General features: G+C 73.0%; 16 protein-coding genes. 7 read left to right on the top strand and 9 right to left on the bottom strand.

Annotated elements, in window-relative coordinates; all coding sequences use genetic code 11:
- Nucleotides 1–137 precede the first annotated feature (137 nt).
- Genes HOY81_RS03395 through HOY81_RS03380 form a run of 4 tightly spaced genes read left to right on the top strand, consistent with a single transcriptional unit; the run spans nucleotide 138 to nucleotide 3917 of the window.
- Nucleotides 138–1190 (top strand): ABC transporter ATP-binding protein, encoded by a 1053-nt coding sequence (locus HOY81_RS03395; RefSeq protein ID WP_237318075.1) that lies wholly within the window; start codon nucleotides 138–140, stop codon nucleotides 1188–1190.
- Nucleotides 1180–2115 carry an ABC transporter permease gene (locus HOY81_RS03390; RefSeq protein ID WP_237317919.1) on the top strand — a complete coding sequence of 312 codons (936 nt, stop codon included), beginning with the start codon at nucleotides 1180–1182 and terminating at the stop codon, nucleotides 2113–2115. Before HOY81_RS03395 ends, HOY81_RS03390 begins: the two co-directional genes overlap by 11 nt.
- Before the next feature lie 49 nt (nucleotides 2116–2164).
- Nucleotides 2165–3082 carry an ABC transporter ATP-binding protein gene (locus tag HOY81_RS03385; protein WP_237317917.1) on the top strand — a complete coding sequence of 306 codons (918 nt, stop codon included), beginning with the start codon at nucleotides 2165–2167 and terminating at the stop codon, nucleotides 3080–3082.
- Between the two features lie 16 nt (nucleotides 3083–3098).
- Nucleotides 3099–3917 carry an ABC transporter permease subunit gene (locus HOY81_RS03380; protein ID WP_237317915.1) on the top strand — a complete coding sequence of 273 codons (819 nt, stop codon included), beginning with the start codon at nucleotides 3099–3101 and terminating at the stop codon, nucleotides 3915–3917.
- Nucleotides 3918–4041: 124 nt separating this feature from the next.
- Here the strand turns inward: HOY81_RS03380 and HOY81_RS03375 are convergent, their stop codons facing one another.
- The gene (locus HOY81_RS03375) at nucleotides 4042–4956 is read right to left on the bottom strand and encodes a DUF3800 domain-containing protein (protein ID WP_237317913.1); all 915 of its coding nucleotides are present in this window, start codon (nucleotides 4954–4956) and stop codon (nucleotides 4042–4044) included.
- Nucleotides 4957–5088: 132 nt separating this feature from the next.
- On the bottom strand, nucleotides 5089–5580 hold the full coding sequence (locus tag HOY81_RS03370) for an ATP-binding protein (RefSeq protein ID WP_237317911.1): 492 nt from the start codon (nucleotides 5578–5580) through the stop codon (nucleotides 5089–5091).
- A 125-nt stretch (nucleotides 5581–5705) separates the two neighbouring features.
- Between HOY81_RS03370 and HOY81_RS03365 the strand changes: the two genes are divergently transcribed.
- From HOY81_RS03365 to HOY81_RS03355, 3 genes are all read left to right on the top strand, one after another.
- A complete protein-coding gene (locus tag HOY81_RS03365) occupies nucleotides 5706–6449 on the top strand; it encodes a DUF5753 domain-containing protein (RefSeq protein WP_237317909.1) in 744 nt (247 codons plus the stop codon).
- An 88-nt stretch (nucleotides 6450–6537) separates the two neighbouring features.
- A complete protein-coding gene (locus tag HOY81_RS03360; RefSeq protein ID WP_237318101.1) occupies nucleotides 6538–6906 on the top strand; it encodes a hypothetical protein in 369 nt (122 codons plus the stop codon).
- Nucleotides 6834–7277, top strand: a complete 444-nt coding sequence (locus HOY81_RS03355; RefSeq protein ID WP_237318073.1) for a type I restriction-modification enzyme R subunit C-terminal domain-containing protein — start codon at nucleotides 6834–6836, stop codon at nucleotides 7275–7277. The genes HOY81_RS03360 and HOY81_RS03355 overlap by 73 nt, the downstream gene beginning before the upstream one ends.
- A 131-nt stretch (nucleotides 7278–7408) precedes the next feature.
- On the opposite strand, the gene HOY81_RS03350 is transcribed toward HOY81_RS03355, so the two are convergent.
- The 7 genes from HOY81_RS03350 to HOY81_RS03320 form a co-directional block, all read right to left on the bottom strand.
- Nucleotides 7409–8263: an HAD family hydrolase gene (locus HOY81_RS03350; RefSeq protein WP_237317907.1), complete on the bottom strand. Its 855-nt coding sequence runs from the start codon at nucleotides 8261–8263 to the stop codon at nucleotides 7409–7411.
- Nucleotides 8260–9537, bottom strand: coding sequence for a serine--tRNA ligase (gene serS, locus HOY81_RS03345; RefSeq protein WP_237317904.1), 1278 nt, complete (start codon nucleotides 9535–9537; stop codon nucleotides 8260–8262). The genes HOY81_RS03350 and serS overlap by 4 nt, the downstream gene beginning before the upstream one ends.
- 580 nt (nucleotides 9538–10117) lie before the next feature.
- On the bottom strand, nucleotides 10118–11050 hold the full coding sequence (gene pheA / locus HOY81_RS03340) for a prephenate dehydratase (RefSeq protein WP_237317902.1): 933 nt from the start codon (nucleotides 11048–11050) through the stop codon (nucleotides 10118–10120).
- 43 nt (nucleotides 11051–11093) lie between these two features.
- A complete protein-coding gene (efeB, locus tag HOY81_RS03335) occupies nucleotides 11094–12329 on the bottom strand; it encodes an iron uptake transporter deferrochelatase/peroxidase subunit (protein ID WP_237317900.1) in 1236 nt (411 codons plus the stop codon).
- 145 nt (nucleotides 12330–12474) lie between these two features.
- Complete coding sequence (locus HOY81_RS03330) at nucleotides 12475–14793, bottom strand: copper resistance protein CopC (protein WP_237318071.1); 2319 nt, start codon at nucleotides 14791–14793, stop codon at nucleotides 12475–12477.
- A 118-nt stretch (nucleotides 14794–14911) separates the two neighbouring features.
- Nucleotides 14912–15481 (bottom strand): copper chaperone PCu(A)C, encoded by a 570-nt coding sequence (locus tag HOY81_RS03325; RefSeq protein ID WP_237317898.1) that lies wholly within the window; start codon nucleotides 15479–15481, stop codon nucleotides 14912–14914.
- Nucleotides 15478–16140 (bottom strand): SCO family protein, encoded by a 663-nt coding sequence (locus HOY81_RS03320; protein WP_237317896.1) that lies wholly within the window; start codon nucleotides 16138–16140, stop codon nucleotides 15478–15480. Before HOY81_RS03320 ends, HOY81_RS03325 begins: the two co-directional genes overlap by 4 nt.
- Nucleotides 16141–16153 lie beyond the last annotated feature (13 nt).

The following is a 16153-nucleotide window of genomic DNA, read 5'->3' as shown; positions in this document are numbered from 1 at the left end:
CTGCCCCGAAACCTCCCCGGAGACCTCCCTGGGAAGCAGCCCCCCTAGGGGCGCCTCCGCCCCCGGGACGAGGTGGATTCCCGCCCCAGGAGGGACGTGTCCCGCGGCCCGCTGCCGTTACCGTCGAGGACGTGACTGTGATCGCGACCCAGAGCCTGACCAAGCGGTACCCACGGGTGACCGCACTCGACCGGCTGACCGTGGACATCACACCGGGCGTCACCGGTCTGGTGGGGGCCAACGGGGCCGGCAAGTCGACCCTCCTCAAGATCCTGCTCGGACTGGCACCCGCCACCGAGGGCGGCGCCACCGTCCTCGGCATGGACGTGTCCCGGGAGGGCAGCGCCATCCGTGAGCGCGTCGGCTACATGCCCGAGCACGACTGCCTGCCGCCCGACGTCTCCGCGACCGAGTTCGTCGTGCACATGGCCCGGATGTCCGGCCTCCCGGCCGCGGCCGCCCGCGAGCGCACTGCCGACACCCTGCGCCACGTCGGCCTCTACGAGGAGCGCTACCGCGCGATGGGAGGCTACTCCACGGGCATGAAGCAGCGCGTGAAGCTCGCCCAGGCGCTCGTCCACGACCCGCGGCTGGTGCTGCTCGACGAGCCCACCAACGGCCTCGACCCCGTCGGCCGGGACGACATGCTCGGGCTGATCCGCCGGGTCCACACCGACTTCGGCATCTCGGTCCTGGTCACCTCCCACCTCCTCGGCGAGCTCGAACGCACCTGCGACCACGTGGTGGTCGTGGACGGCGGCCGGCTGCTGCGCTCCTCCGCCACCGCCGACTTCACCCAGGGCACCGCCTGGCTCGCGGTCGAGGTCACCGACACCGACGACCACCCGGACGGCACCGCGGCGCTGCGCACCGCGCTGACCGACGCGGGCCTCGGTGTGGAGAGCCCCGGCGTGGGCGCCCCCGGCAGCGGTCACCTGCTGCTCGTCGACGCCGCCGACCCGGCCGTGCACGACACCGTCCGCGACGCCGTCGCCGGGCTCGGGCTCGGCCTGGTCCGCATGGAGCAGCGGCGGCACCGCATCGCCGAGGTCTTCTCCGAGGGCGCCCCGGAGACGGCCGCCCCGCAGGACGCCGCCGCCCCGGGTGCCCCCGCGCCCCGCACCACCCCAGCCCAGCGCGAACTCGCGGCAACCCGCCCGCAGGAAGGGGGCCCCGGCGATGTCGCCTGAGCCCGGAGCGACCGGCCGCACCGCCGGCGCACCCACCCTCGCCCCGCAGCACGGCGAGGACGTCATCCACAACATCGGCTACCGCGGCTACGACGGCCCCCGCCTCGGCCGCGCGTACGCCCGCCGCTCGCTCTTCGTGCAGTCGCTCCGCGGCGCGTACGGACTCGGCCGGGCGGCGAAGTCCAAGGTGCTGCCGATGCTGCTGCTCGCCGTGATGTGCGTGCCCGCGGCGATCATCGTGGCGGTGGCCGTGACCACCCAGGCCGACGAACTCCCCGTCGCCTACACCGAGTACGCCATCCTCCTGCAGCCGGTCATCGGCATCTTCGTGGCCGCCGCCGCGCCGCAGGCCGTCTCGCTCGACCTGCGCTTCAAGACGGTCCCGCTCTACTTCTCCCGGCCCATCGAGCGCAACGACTACGTCAGCGCCAAGTTCGCGGCGCTCTCCGCCGCCCTCTTCGTCTTCACCGCGGCCCCCGTCGTGATCTTCTACGTCGGTGCCCTGCTGGCGAAGCTGGACTTCACCGAGCAGACCGAGGGCCTCGCCAAGGGGCTCCTCTTCTCCGCGCTCTTCGCGGTGCTGCACGCGGCGATCGGTCTCGTGATCGCGGCCGCCACTCCGCGGCGCGGATTCGGCGTCGCCGCCGTCATCGCCGTGCTCACCCTCCCGTACATGCTGATGAGCGCACTGCAGGCGATCGCCTTCGAGCAGGACAGCTCCGGCGTCGTCGCCTGGCTGGCGCTCGGCTCCCCGGGCACCCTGATGGACGGCTTCCAGTCGGCCCTGCTCGGCGGGCCCAGCGGCTTCCCCGGGCAGGTCGAGCCGAGCGCCGGCCAGGGCGCCGTCTACCTGCTCGTCACCGCCGCCCTCATCGCCGGCGCGTACGCCCTGCTCCTGCGCCGCTACCGCAAGGCGGGGCTGTGACCGTCCACCCGTCGCCCACCGCCAGCCTCCGAAGGAACGGGCCGCGCCCATGAGCACTCTGCAGATCGACCACACCTCCCGCTGGTTCGGGAACGTCGTCGCCGTCAACGACATCACCATGACCATCGGCCCCGGCGTCACCGGCCTGCTCGGCCCCAACGGCGCCGGCAAGTCCACCCTCATCCACATGATGAGCGGCTTCCTGGCCCCCTCCACCGGAAGCGTCACCCTCGACGGCGCGACGATCTGGCGGAACGAGGGGGTCTACCGCGAGATCGGACTGGTGCCCGAACGCGAGGGCATGTACGACTTCCTCACCGGCGGCGAGTTCGTCCTGGCCAACGCCGAGCTGCACGGGCTGCCCGACCCGGGCGCCGCCACCCGCCGGGCGCTGGCCACCGTCGAGATGGAGCACGCCGCCGACCGGCGCATCGGCACCTACAGCAAGGGCATGCGGCAGCGCGTCAAGATGGCCTCCGCCCTGGTCCACGAGCCGTCCGTGCTGCTGCTCGACGAACCGTTCAACGGCATGGACCCGCGCCAGCGCATGCACCTGATGCAGCTCCTGCGCACCATGGGCGAGGACGGGCGCACCGTGCTCTTCTCCTCCCACATCCTGGAGGAGGTCGAGCAGCTCGCCTCGCACATCGAGGTGATCGTCGCCGGCCGGCACGCCGCCAGCGGCAACTTCCGCAAGATCCGGCGCCTGATGACGGACCGCCCGCACCGCTATCTCGTGCGCTCCAGCGACGACCGCGCCCTCGCCGCCGCGCTCATCGCCGACGCCAGCACCGCCGGCATCGAACTCGACCAGTCCGAGGGCGCCCTGCGCGTCCAGGCCGTCGACTTCGGACGCTTCACCGCACTGCTCCCGCGCCTCGCCCGGGAGCACGGCATCCGGCTCCACACGGTCTCGCCGTCCGACGAGTCCCTGGAGAGCGTCTTCTCGTACCTGGTCGCGGCCTGAAGGGGAACGAAGAACCATGTCAGCGACGACCGACAGCACCCACCGCAGCCCCGAGCCCGGCCCCGGCGGCCCGGGGCCCGCGGCCCGGGCCGGCGCGCCCACCCAGGGCCCCGCCCTCTACCACCCCACCGTCGGCCGGCTCACCTACCGCGCTCTCCTCGGGCGCCGCCGCGCCTTGCTGCTCTGCGCCCTGCCCGCGCTGCTGCTCGCGGTCTCCGCGGCCGTACGGGCCGTGGTGGGCGCCGACGACACGGTGACCGCCGACCTGCTCACCACCTTCGCGCTCTCCGCGATGCTCCCGCTGGTCGGCGTCATCGCCGGCACCGGCGCCATCGGCCCGGAGATCGACGACGGCTCGATCGTCTATCTGCTGGCCAAGCCGCTGCGGCGGCCCACGGTCATCCTCACCAAGCTCTTCATCGCCTTCGGCGTCACCCTGGCCTTCGCGGCGGTGCCCACGCTGATCGCGGGCTTCGTGCTGAACGGCAACAGCCAGCAGCTCGCGGTCGCCTTCGCCGTCTCGGCCGTCGTCGCCTCCCTCGCCTACAGCGCGCTCTTCCTGCTGCTGGGCACCGTCAGCCGGCACGCCGTGGTCATCGGCCTGGTCTACGCCCTGGTCTGGGAGGCGCTGGTGGGCAACGTGGTGCCCGGCGCCCGCACCCTCTCCGTGCAGCAGTGGGCGCTCTCGCTCGCCGAGCGGATCGCCGGGGGCGGGCTGGTCACCTCCGAGGTGAGCCTGCCGGTGTCCGTGGTGCTGCTGACCGTGGTCACCGTGGGCGGCACCTGGCTGGCCGGCCGCAAGCTGCGGACCCTCACCCTGGCCGCGGAGCAGTAACCCGGCAGGGCTCCCCCGGAGCTCTGTGGAGCGGGACGGCGCGGGCCTCAGCGCCGCCCCGCTGCGGCGGCCTTGCCGGACAGACCGGCCTGCTCGGCCCTTCGGCCTTGGCGGCCTGCTCCCCTCAGGGGAGGGGAGGGGCGTCCTCGGGGTACGGGAGGCGTGCCGGTCCGGCAGGTGCGGGAATCCGCGCCTTCGTGGAGGCCCGCTGGGAGAGCATCCAGCTTCCGGACCGGCCGAAGCGCCGGTCGGAAACGACGATGCCGCCCTTCCACTTGCCGCCCGGATCCCGCCAGCGGAACTGCCGCTTACGCAGCCGCTCGCCGATACGCCGGCGCAGCGACTCGTACGCCCCGTCGCAGTGCACGTTCCACGTCAGGTCGCTGGTGTAGGCCTGACACGCGAGAGGGAACAGCATCGAGGACACGAGGAGGTCCGCCAGCTGGAGCAGCGTGTGCGTATCGCTGTGCCCGAACACTGGCGACTCGATGATCCCGCGGTAGCCGTCCCCGCCGCTGCGGTACTTGCGCGTCGTCACGCAGTGGACGTTGGGCGCGTTCTTCACTTTCGTACGGCTGTCGAGCACCAGCATGCCGCGTGAGTGCTCGTGGGCGAGCTGCTCCTGGAAGTTCTCCGTGAGAGCGCTGATGGACGAGCTGTAGACGCCCGTCTCGTCGACGACCCGCCCCTCCTCCTTCACCCATACGCGGGCGAGCACGCGGGCGTCGTACCGCTCCAGTATCCCCAGTAGCGCATCGATGAGGAGCAGGGCCGCACGGCGCGAGTTGCGGTTCCCCGCACGCAGGTCGCGGCGTACGTCCGAGCCTTTGATCTCCGTGCGGATCACTTCGGACAGATGCGGGAAGCGGCGCAACTGAGGCCGGAACTGCTTTTTCACCTGGAGGAAATCCCACGTCAAGGACTTCACATGCGTGCGGTCCACGGTGAAGCCGCCGATGACGAGGACCGGCGGAGCAGCGGGGGCGGCGGGGGTCAGCATCTGGCCGTTCCCCGCCTCGTCGATGTAGCACAGGTGCACAAGGGACCTCTCGACAACACTATGGCCGCCCCGTGGGGCGGCCATAGGACCTGGTGCAGCCGTATGCACCGTATTCGCGTGGTTGCTGAGAACGAGACTGGCATCACACCTGACAGCACGTCAAGCACAGAGTCAGGTATCGGCCACTATCGGTGACACATGCGAGTGTGGAGGAGGCCCTGAGGGCGCCTGTTCCACCACCAGGCGGGCCCACACCGTCTTGCCGACCTCCCGGCCCCGTACGCCCCATGCATCAGCGAACGCCGCCACGAGCGCGAGCCCGCGCCCCGACTCGGCCATCTCGCCGGGGTTGCGGGCAGGTGCTGGGGGCGGCCGCCAGTCCCCGGCGTCGGACACCTCGAGAGTGACGGTCTTCGCCAGGTCGTACGTCACCCGCAGCTCCACGAGCCGGCCGGGCACACGCCCGTGCTGGACGACGTTGGTCACCAGTTCGGACACGACCAGTTCCGTCGCGGCGACATCGGCTCTTCCCACGTTCCACTCGGCGAGTACGTGCGACGCATGGTGGCGGGAGAGGGTGACGCTGCGGGGCGTGGGCGGATACCGACGCCGCCAGACGAGAGCAGTGAGCGCGGGGTCGGTCCCCTGACTTTCCTGGTTCATGTGACCAGAGTCACTACGGGCCGCTACGTTCGGTAGTAGTTGCATGTCAACGGACGTGGCTGGTGCCCCCAGCCAGGGCCGGGTTGAGGGGCGTTGAGCCGAGATGAGGGGGTGGTGGCGGCACGATGGCATCTGGCAAGAAGGTAGCCTCCCCGGCCGGGCAGTACTTCGCCGAGGTTCTGCGGCTGATGCGGGGCGGCGTGGGACTCTCGCAGAATGACCTCGGGAGCCGCATGAACTACACGGGCGCGGCCGTGAGCGCGGTGGAGACCTGCGCCAAGCCGGCGACGGACGAGTTCATCGACGCGGCCGAGAAGGCGCTCGACGCGGGAGGCGTCATCGGCGCAGCGAGCAAGTACCTGCACCTGGAGCGGTACCCCGAGCATTTTCAGGGCTTCGTGCAGCTCGAGCAGGAGGCGCTGAGCGTGGCGTCTTGGTGTACGCACCTCATCGATGGGCTTCTGCAGACAGAGGACTATGCCCGTGCAGTGCTTCGGTGTGGTTTTCCGCCCCTGGGGGAAGAGCAGGTGGAGCAGTTGGTCCTCGCGCGTATGGAGCGAGCGGCGCTACTCACGCGTGCTCCGGTCTGTGTCGTGACCACCATCATCGAAGAGGCCGCGCTCCGTCGCCGCATGGGTGGTGCCGAGACGATGAAGGCGCAGTATGCTCACCTGCTCACTTGCGCTGAGCGTTCCAACGTGGTGCTTCAGGTGATGCCCCTGGAGCGAGGAGAGCACGCAGGGGTGGAGGGTCCGCTTACTGTGATCGAAACGCCGGAGTACGAGCGTCTCGTGTACATGGAGTACAACGGGACGAGCAGTCTCCTCTCCAAGCCTGCGGACGTGGGCGTACTCGCCCGCCGAGGGTGAGGAGGCCAAGCGGTTCGACCTCACCACCTATGGGCTCCAGCTCGCCGCACTGGAGGGTGACAAGGAGTACGGTCGGCTGTCCACGCGCGTGCAGGAGATCGCCCAGGACCTCGTCCACAAGACCAATATCCCTGCCGTACGTGACCAGGTCACCCTTCTGGAGGCTGTTGCCGGCGAGGAGTGGTGGCGGGACGTCACCGTTCCGATGCTGGAGCACATGCGGCGCAGTCTGCGCGGTCTCGTGCGGCTGGTCGACGACAAGGCCAAGCGGAGGGTCGTCTATACCGAGTTCGACGACGAGCTGGGCCCCGTCACGGAGCAGGAGCTACGGGGCGTACCTCAGGGAACGGACGAGGAACGCTTCGGCAGAAGGCCCGCACCTACCTGCTCGCCCACCAGGACCTCCCCGCCGTACACAAGCTCTATACCAACGAGCAGATCACCGCTGTCGACCTGACGGATCTGGCCGAGGTTTTCCTCGCTGAAGGAGTGGCCTCGCAGGACGACCTCGACCATGTGCGCGAGAAGGACGGCGGCCTCGGCTTGTTCCTGCGCCGCATCCGCGGCTTGGACCGGCAGGCAGCCGAGACGGCGTTCGCGGACTTCATGACCTCGCACGACCTGTCCGCGCGCCAGATGGACCTGCTGGAACAGATCATCGACTACATCGTGGTGAACGGCCGGATCGATCTGAAGGACCTCTACCAGAACTCGGCGTTCAGCCGCTGGCCGCTGGACGAGGTTTTCGGTGATGAGGAAGTCGACGACCTGAACGTGGTCTTCCTGACGCTGAAGACGCGGGCGGAGCCGACGGGGCTTGCGGCGTAGGCCGACGCCGGTGGGCGCGGGCGGTACGCGGCGTTCCGTACAGGCGCCCGTACCCCGCCCCCTCTGCCCGTCCACGCTACGGCCCCGGGTGGTGCCGTGCCTTCCGGCCCCGGGGCCGCGGCCCGGCGGCCTCACCCTGCGAGCAGCTTCTCCAGCACCACCGCGATGCCGTCCGCGTCGTGCGAGGCCGTCACCTCGTCGGCGACCGCGCGCAGCTCCGGGTGCGCGTTCGCCATCGCCACGCCGTGCCGGGCCCAGGCGAACAGGGGGATGTCGTTCGGCATGTCCCCGAAGGCCAGCGCGTCCTCCGAGGACAGCCCGAGCCGGCGCGCGGCCAGCGACAGGCCCCGGGCCTTGCTGAGGCCGAGCGGCACCAGTTCCACGATCCGCGGACCCGAGAGCGTCACGCTCACCAGGTCGCCCGCGACCTCGCGGGCCACCCGGGCCAGTTCGTCGTCGGGCAGCCGCGGGTGCTGGAGGTAGAGCTTGTTCAGCGGTCGCGCCCACAGCTCCGCCGGGTCGTCCAGCGGCAGCGAGGGCAGCTCGCTGCCGCCTTCGGCGTAGCCGGGGCCGACCAGCACCTCGCCGTCCAGCCCGTCCCGGGAGGCCGCCAGGGCGAGCGGCCCGGTCTCCGCCTCGATCTTGGCGAGCGCCGTCTGGGCGAGCCGCCGGTCCAGGGTCACCGAGGTCAGCAGCCGGTCCTCGCCCGCGTGGTAGAGCTGCGCGCCCTGCCCGCACACCGCGAGGCCGGTGTACCCCAGGTCCTCCAGCACCGGCCGGGTCCAGGGCACCGCCCGCCCGGTCACCACGATGTGCGCGGCGCCGCGCGCGCAGGCCGCCTCGAGCGCCGCCCGGGTGCGCTCGGAGACGGAGTCGTCCGAGCGCAGCAGGGTCCCGTCGAGGTCGGTGGCGATCAGCCGGTAGGGGAACCCCGGCGTGCCGTCTCCCGCGGAGTCCGGCCCCGCGTCGTCCGTCGCCCCGCTCACCGGGCGACCGGCTCCAGCACCTCGCGGCCGCCGAGATACGGCCGCAGTACCTCGGGCACCCGCACCGAGCCGTCCGCCTGCTGGTGGTTCTCCAGCAGCGCCACGATGGTCCGGGGCACGGCGCACAGCGTGCCGTTCAGCGTCGCCAGCGGCCGTACCGTCTTGCCCTCCCGCATCCGGACGGCGAGCCGGCGGGCCTGGAAGGTGTCGCAGTTCGAGGTGGAGGTCAGCTCGCGGTACTTCTCCTGGGTGGGGATCCACGCCTCGCAGTCGTACTTGCGGGAGGCCGAGGCGCCCAGGTCGCCGGTGGCCACGTCGATCACCCGGAAGGGCAGCTCCAGGGCGGTGAGCCACTGCTTCTCCCACTCCAGCAGCCGCGCGTGCTCTGCCTCCGCGTCCTCCGGGGCGACGAAGGAGAACATCTCCACCTTGTCGAACTGGTGGACGCGGAAGATGCCGCGGGTGTCCTTCCCGTACGAGCCGGCCTCCCGCCGGAAGCACGGGGAGAAGCCCGCGTAACGCAGCGGCAGCCGGTCCGCCTCGAGGATCTCCTCCAGGTGGTACGCGGCCAGCGGGACCTCGGAGGTGCCGACCAGGTAGAGGTCGTCCTGCTCCAGGTGGTAGACGTCCTGCGCGGCCTGGCCGAGGAAGCCGGTGCCCTCCATGGCCTGCGGCTTGACCAGCGCGGGCGTCAGCATCGGGGTGAAGCCGGCCTCGGTCGCCTGGGCGAGCGCGGCGTTCACCAGCGCCAGCTCCAGCAGGGCGCCGACGCCCGTCAGGTAGTAGAAGCGGGCGCCGGAGACCTTCGCGCCGCGCTCGGTGTCGATCGCCCCGAGCATCCGGCCCAGCTCCAGGTGGTCCCGGGGATCGAAGCCCTCGGCGGCGAAGTCCCGGTGTGTGCCCAGCGTCTCCCGGACCGTGAAGTCCTCCTCGCCGCCGACCGGCACCTCGGGGTGCACGAGGTTGCCCAGCCGGAGCGCCAGCCGCTGGGCCTCCTCGGTGGCCTGGTCCCGCTCGGCGTCGGCGGCCTTCACCGCGGCGGAGAGCTCGCCGGCCTTCCGCAGCAGCTCCTCCTTCTCCTCACCCTGCGCCTTGGGGATCTGCTTGCCGAGCTGCTTCTGCTCGGAGCGGAGCTGGTCGAAGCGGACGCCGGCCGAGCGGCGCTGCTCGTCGGCGGCGAGCAGGGCGTCGACGACGTCGACGTCCTCTCCACGGGCGCGCTGCGACGCGCGCACACGGTCGGGGTCGTCACGGAGAAGGCGAAGGTCGATCACCCGGCCAGGGTACCGGTGCCCGGTCCGGGGGCTCGACCTGAGAGCGCATAACCCCTTCCGTCCGGTTATGCCCTATTTCATGGGATTGCGGAATCCCGGGAATCCGTGGCGCGGCACCCGTCGCGGAATTTTCCCCGGCCTTTCCGGAGGCCGGGGCGCCGCGAGCGGGGCGGTGAGGGACCGGAGGGGTGGCGGAAGGGCGGAGGGCGGGGAGAAGGGGGCGTGGAGGGTGAGGGCGGGGGCACGGTGACCCTCAGAGTTATCCACAGCCCGGAAAAGATCACCCCCAAACTTTTCCACAGGGGGCCGTGGGGGGCTGTGGAAATTGGAGGAGATCCTTCCGGGGGATCGGGGGAAGGACGAAGAATTCCCCGTTCCCGGCCTGGATACACACTCATTCGAGCGGGATCGGCTCACTCCGACGCGTTGTCGACCGGAATTCTGCTGACGTACACCCATCCGGGAGGTGTGTGTCACCTGGAGGTCTACAGGGCGTTTTGTCGACAGTGTGAACCCCCTCTGTCGACTTGTGCACAGGTCACCCGGGGGCACCTTGGGTGCCTGTGGATAACTCTGTGGATTACGTGGTGCGGCCGTCCAGGCACCTGGTCAGCCAGTCCGCCGCCGCCTCGAACGCGGCGTCCGTCGTCCCCGGGCGCAGCGTCGGCGTCCGCTCGTCCGCCCGCGGATACGACCCCAGGAAGCGCACCTTCTGACAGGCCCGCTGGAGCCCCATCAGCACGTCCCCGACCCGGCGGTCCGCGATGTGCCCCTCGCAGTCCACCGAGAAGCAGTACTGCCCGATGCCCTCGCCCGTGGGCCGCGACTCGATGCGCATCATGTTCACGCCCCGCGACGCGTACTCCTGGAGCAGCTCCAGCAGCGCACCCGGGTGGTCCTCGCGCAGCCACATCACCACCGAGGTCTTGTCCGCGCCCGTGGGGGCGGCCGGCCGCGCCGGGCGGCCCACCAGCACGAACCGCGTCGCCGCGTTCTCCGCGTCGTGGATGTCGGTGACCAGCGGCTCCAGCCCGTACGTCGCCGCCGCGAACTCCCCGGCGAACGCCGCGTCGTACCGCCCCTCCTGCACCAGCCGCGCGCCGTCCGCGTTGGAGGCGGCCGACTCCCACTGGGCGTCGGGCAACTGCGCCGCCAGCCAGTTCCGCACCTGCGGCTGGGCCACCGGATGCCCGGTCACGGTCTTCACCCCGTCCAGCCGGGTTCCCGGCCGGGCCAGCAGCGCGAACGCGATCGGCAGCAGCACCTCGCGGTAGATCATCAGCGGCGCGCCGCTCGCCAGCTCGTCCAGGGTGGCGGTGACCCCGCCCTCCACCGAGTTCTCGATCGGCACGAACGCGGCCGCCGCCTCCCCGGCCCGTACGGCGTCCAGCGCGGCGGGCACCGAGACCATCGGCACCAGCTCACGGGTGGCGGCCTCGGGCAGGGTGCGCAGGGCGGCCTCGGTGAAGGTCCCCTCGGGACCGAGGTAGGTGTAGCGGCTCGCGGGTGACATGCAGCCACATTAGCCGCGCCGGCGGGGATGGTGCGGCCGCCGCTCAGCCGTCGAGCAGACGTTCCCCCACGTACTCGCCGGCACCCGGGCCCCCGGGGACCGCGAAGAGCGCGCTCGCCTCGTGCCGGATGAAGGCCGAGAGCGCGTCCCCGCTGTCCAGCTTCCGCTGCACCGGTACGAAGCCCCGCAGCGGGTCGGCCTGCCAGGCGACGAAGAGCAACCCGGCGTCGGGTGCACCGTCCTCCCGGAAGCCGTCGTGGTACGAGAAGGAGCGGCGCAGCATCGCGGCGCCCCCGTTGGTCTCCGGGGCGCTCACCCGCACATGGGCGTTCGCGGGGATCACCACGGTGCCGTCCTTCCCGCGCTTCTCCAGGTCGACCGGGGTGGTCTCGGTACCGCCGGTCAGCGGCGCGCCGTCTCCCTTGCGCCGTCCGATGACCTTCTCCTGCTGGCCGCGGGGCAGCCGCTCCCAGGGGTCCAGCAGCATGCGGATGCGGCGCACCACGGCGTAGGAACCGTGCGCCATCCAGGCGGGGGAGCCGTCCCCGGGCACGAAGATCCGCTCGTCGAAGTCCGGCTCGGAGGGCTTCGGGTTGTTGGTGCCGTCCACCTGGCCCATGAGGTTCCGCTGGGACATGGGCTGGGCGGTGGCACCGGGGGTGCGGTTGAAGCCGGTCATCTGCCAGCGCAGCCGGGCGGCGTCGCCGGCCTGCTGCTGAAGGGCGCGCAGGGCCTGGAAGGCGACGAGACCGTCGTCGGCCCCGATCTGGATCCACAGGTCGCCGTCCGAGCGGTCCGGGTCCAGCGCGTCGGCGGTGAAGCGGGGGAGCGGCGCCAGCGCCTCCGGCATCCGGTCCCGCAGGCCCGTACGGCCGAAGAAGCCGCGGCCGAAGCCGAAGGTGACGGTGAGCGAGCAGGGGCCGGCGTCCCGGCCGACCGCGGTGTCGTCCTCCGCCGGCCGGCCCTCCATGAGCTCCCCGGCGGTGCGTGACCAGCGACGGAGCAGGGCGGCCGCCTCCTTGCGGCCGGCGCCGGGGGCCAGGTCGAAGGCGGCCAGGTGGGCGTGGGCCTGGAGGGGAGTGGTGATGCCGGCCTGGTGGCGGCCGTGGAACGGCACGGCGGTGGCGCCGACGCTGCGCAGCGCGGTCGGCGCCTCCTCCTGCGCCGCGGAGTGGGCGAGGGCGCCGGTGGCGCCGCCCAGGGCGAGGCCGGTGGCGCCCGCCGCGCCGACCGAGCCGAGCAGACGGCGCCGGGAGAGGGTGATGTCCTGGTCGTTCATGGTGGTTCTGATCCTGGTCCTCGGGGCGGTGGCTCGGTGGGTGGTGCGCTGGGTTTCTGGGGTGGTCGGGTGGGAGCGGGCTGTGTGGTCGGGTGGGGGCGGGCTGTGGTCGTTGCGCTCGGGTGAGGGCTGGTGCGGGGCGGGGTCAGCCGATCGTGACGGGGCGGGTCTCGGTCACCTGGTCGATGGCGGAGGTGCGGACGGTGAGCGCCAGCTCCCACTCCCCGGCCACCGGGAGCTGCACGTCCGGGGCGCGCCAGCGGCCGGCGGAGGTGCGTTCGGGGGCGACGCGGAGTGGGCCGATGTCCTTGCCGGGCAGGGTGAAGGCGACCTTCACCTCGGGGGCGTCGAGCGGGCCGCCGTCCGGGCCGGTGGTCCGGACGCGGAGGGTGTTGCGGCCCGTACGGCCCGGGTCGAGGGAGACGGCCGCGGTGCCCGCGCCGTCCGGGCCGCCGGTGTCGAAGGGGATCCGCAGGTCGAGGGGGCGGTCGGGGGCCGCCGTGGAGGGCGCGGTCACCGGGGCGGCGGCCTCAGCGGTGCGGGCGGGCTGGGTGCCCGTGAGCGCGGTCGTCACGGCGAGCAGGACGACGGCGATCCCGGTTTCGGCCAGCACGGACCGGCGCAGCGCGGCGCGCGCGGGGTCGGCGTCCCGCTCCCGCCTCCGCCGGGCTGCGGACACGGCCGCGCGCTGCCGAGCGAGCTGCGCGGCGCGTACGGGGTCCGTGGTCGTGGGTGCCGGTGGTCCCGCCGGGGCACCGGGGTCCCGGGGGCCGGCCGGCCCGGTGGGCGCGGGCACGTCAGGGCCACGGTCGTCGCCGGCCGGGTCCGCGGGCCCGGCGTGGCTCCCGGACGAAGCGCTCGCGGTGCGCCCGGTGCGCCCGGCGGGGGCGGTCGGCGCGGCTCCCGTGGGATGCGCAGCCTCCGTGGCACCGGCCCGCGCGGTGTCCGCCTCCGGTGCCGCCTCGCCGGGCGTGACGCGTGGCGTAGCCGGCCGGCCGGCGGCCGTGCGTGTGGGCTTCGCCGTGCCGGCCGCCTCGGGACCGGCCGGGCCACCGGCCGGGTCCGTGCCGGGCGTGCCGGCCGCCGCGACCGGGTATTCGGCCGCGTCCGCGCCAGCCGTGTCGTTCGCCGTGCCAGTGGCTGCATCCGTGCCGGGCGGGTCCGTGCCGGCCGCCTCGGCGGCCGGGTCCGGGGCGGCCGGTGCGGTGAGCCGGGCGGTGCGGCGGCGGGAGCGCAGACCGAGCGCCAGCAGCACCCCGACCAGAGCGGCCTTGACCAGCAGCAGCCGCCCGTAGTCGGTGCCGGTCAGCGCGGCCTGGGAACCCACCTGGCGCCAGGACTGGTAGAGCCCGGTGGCGGCCAGCACGCCCACGCTGCCCAGCGCCACGGTGGAGAAGCGCAGCACGGCGGCGCGCGGCGGCCCGGGCGGGGTGCGGAGCCCGGTGAGCAGGGTGGCGAGGCCGCCGAGCCAGGCGGCGACGGCGAGCAGGTGCAGGATGTCCACCGGGACGGCCACGGACGTCTGGATGCCGGTGGTGGCGTGCTCGGAGAGTGCCCAGGTCGCCGCCAGGCCGGTGGCCACGACGGAGCCGCCGAGCGCCAGACCGAGGCGGAGGTCGCGCCGCTCGGCGGGGGCGCGCTCCGGCGCGTGCGCCCCGGTGTCCGCGGCGCCCTCGCCCGCGCTGCCCCCGCGCCCGGTGCCGCCGGTGGCGTCCCGGGCGTACCGCGCGTACGGCCCGAGGAGCACCGCGACGAAGAGCGCCGCCGTGGCGAGCAGCAGCAGCCGGGAGACGAGCGCGGTGCCGGTCCCGGTGCCGACCTCGGCCTTGAGCCCACCCAGGTCGAGTGCGTCCGCGAGTTCGCCGGAGCCGGTGTACGGGGTGCGGAGCAGCAGCAGCGCCAGGGTGGCCGCGGTCAGCCCGACCCAGCCGCCGGCGACGAGCCGGCGCACCGCCCGGCGGCTCGCCCCGGCAGGCCAGCAGGCCACCAGGAAGGCGGCGCCGCCGGCGAGCAGCAGGAAGCCGGCGTACGCCGCGTACCGCGCGAGGTCGTAGAGGAGGCCCACGGCCCCGCCGCCCGCCGGCTGCTCCGGCAGGGCGACGCTGGTCCGTGACGGGGCTCCGACGGAGAAGGTGAAGGCGCCGGAGACCGGGTGGCTGTCGGCGGAGACCGCCTGCCAGGCGACGGTGTAGGTGCCGTCGGGCAGGCCGGTGCGGAGCGGGGTGCCGTAGCGGACGGTGTCGCCGCTGCACAGGTCGAGGATCTCGCCGGTGTCGGCTCGTTCGCCCTGCGGGTCGAGCACCCGGAGGGAGCCGGGGGCGACCTGCTCGGAGAAGGTGAGGGTGACGGTGTCCGGTGCGCTGTCCACCACCGCTCCGTCCGCGGGGTCGCTGCCGGTGAGCGTCGCGTGGGCGGCGGCGGGCCGTGCGGTGCCGAGCAGGCAGGCGCAGGCGGCGACCAGCAGGGCGAGCGCCGTGAGCAGCGTGCGGGGAGCCCCGCGGGGCCCGGCGGGGCCCGGGCGGGCCGGGCCGCGGGCGGCGGCCCGGGGCGGGGGAGCGGTGGTGGACGGCACGGTCAGGACCTCACTGGTGGTGGCTGCCGGACTGGTGGTCGCCCCCGGAGTCCCGGCCGTCGCCGGAGGCGGCTCCCGGGTCGTGGTGGGTCGCCTCGACGGGCACCGGTACCGTCAGCGGCTTGTGGTGGGCGAAGTGGAGCGTCAGTGTGACGGTGTCCCCGCGCACCGGCTTGCGCTTCAGGTCGAGCAGCATCAGGTGGTTGCCGCCCCGGCTGAGCCGGAGTGCGCCGCCCGCCGGGACGGGGAAGGACGCGACCTGCCGCATCTGCCGGTCGGTGGTCTCGTGCAGCTCCACGCGGGCCGCGAGGTCGCTGGTGACGCGGGTGAGCGCGTCGTCCCGGCCGCCGCTGTTGCGTACGGTCAGGAAGCCCGCGGCCATGTCCTGCATCACCGGCTGCGGCACGTAGGCACCGCTGATCCTCAGTTCGGGGCCCGTGGCGCGGTCGGCGGAGGCCGCCTTCCGTTCCTTCCCGCCCTCGGCGCCGTCGCCGCCGGTCGAGCAGGCCCCGAGGGCGAGGGCCCCGGCGAGGGCGAGCGAGCAGACGAGCGCGGTGCGACGCCGGGGCGCGTGGGTCACGGCGTTCCTCCCTTGATGATCGCGGGGAGCTCCTCGGTGAGGACGTCCGCGGTGGCGTTCTGTTCGGTGTAGACGACGTGGGCCTTGTCGTCCTTCGGGGAGAAGGCGAGGACCTGGGCGCCGTGGGTGGAGACGACGTCGCCGTTCTTCTTCTCGTACGACGGCTCGATGTGGACGCCGACGCTGCGGGCGCCGGCCTGGATGGTGGCGAAGTCGCCGGTCAGCCCGGTGAAGTCCGGGTCGTGCATCCGCAGCCACTTCCCGAGGCGCTCGGGGGTGTCCCGCTCGGGGTCGGAGGTGACGAAGACGACCCGCAGCTTCCGCTGCTCGGCCTTGCTGAGCTGGGACTTGGCGAGGGCGATGTTGCTCATCGTCAGCGGGCAGACGTCGGGGCAGTGGGTGTAGCCGAAGTAGAGCAGCGTCGGGTGTCCCGCGGTCTCCTCCAGCAGGTCGTACTCCTCGCCCGTGGTGTCGGTCAGGGTGAGGTCGGGCTTTTCGAACGGGCGGTCGAGGGTGACGCCGCCCTTCTGCTGCTCGCCCTCGACGGCGGCGGCCTGCTCGCCGTCTCCGGCGTCGGTCCCGCCGTTCCCGCCGGCGCAGCCGGCGAGGGCGAGGGCGGTGGCGGTGAGGAGGGCGGCGGTGCGTGTTCTGGTGCGCATCAGGGGCCTTCGG

The organism is Streptomyces sp. JJ36 (assembly GCF_021696945.1).
In the GTDB taxonomy this organism is placed as follows: Bacteria; Actinomycetota; Actinomycetes; order Streptomycetales; family Streptomycetaceae; genus Streptomyces.
The sequence above is the reverse complement of the archived record's forward strand: the minus strand, read 5'-3'. Positions and strand labels throughout refer to the sequence as shown.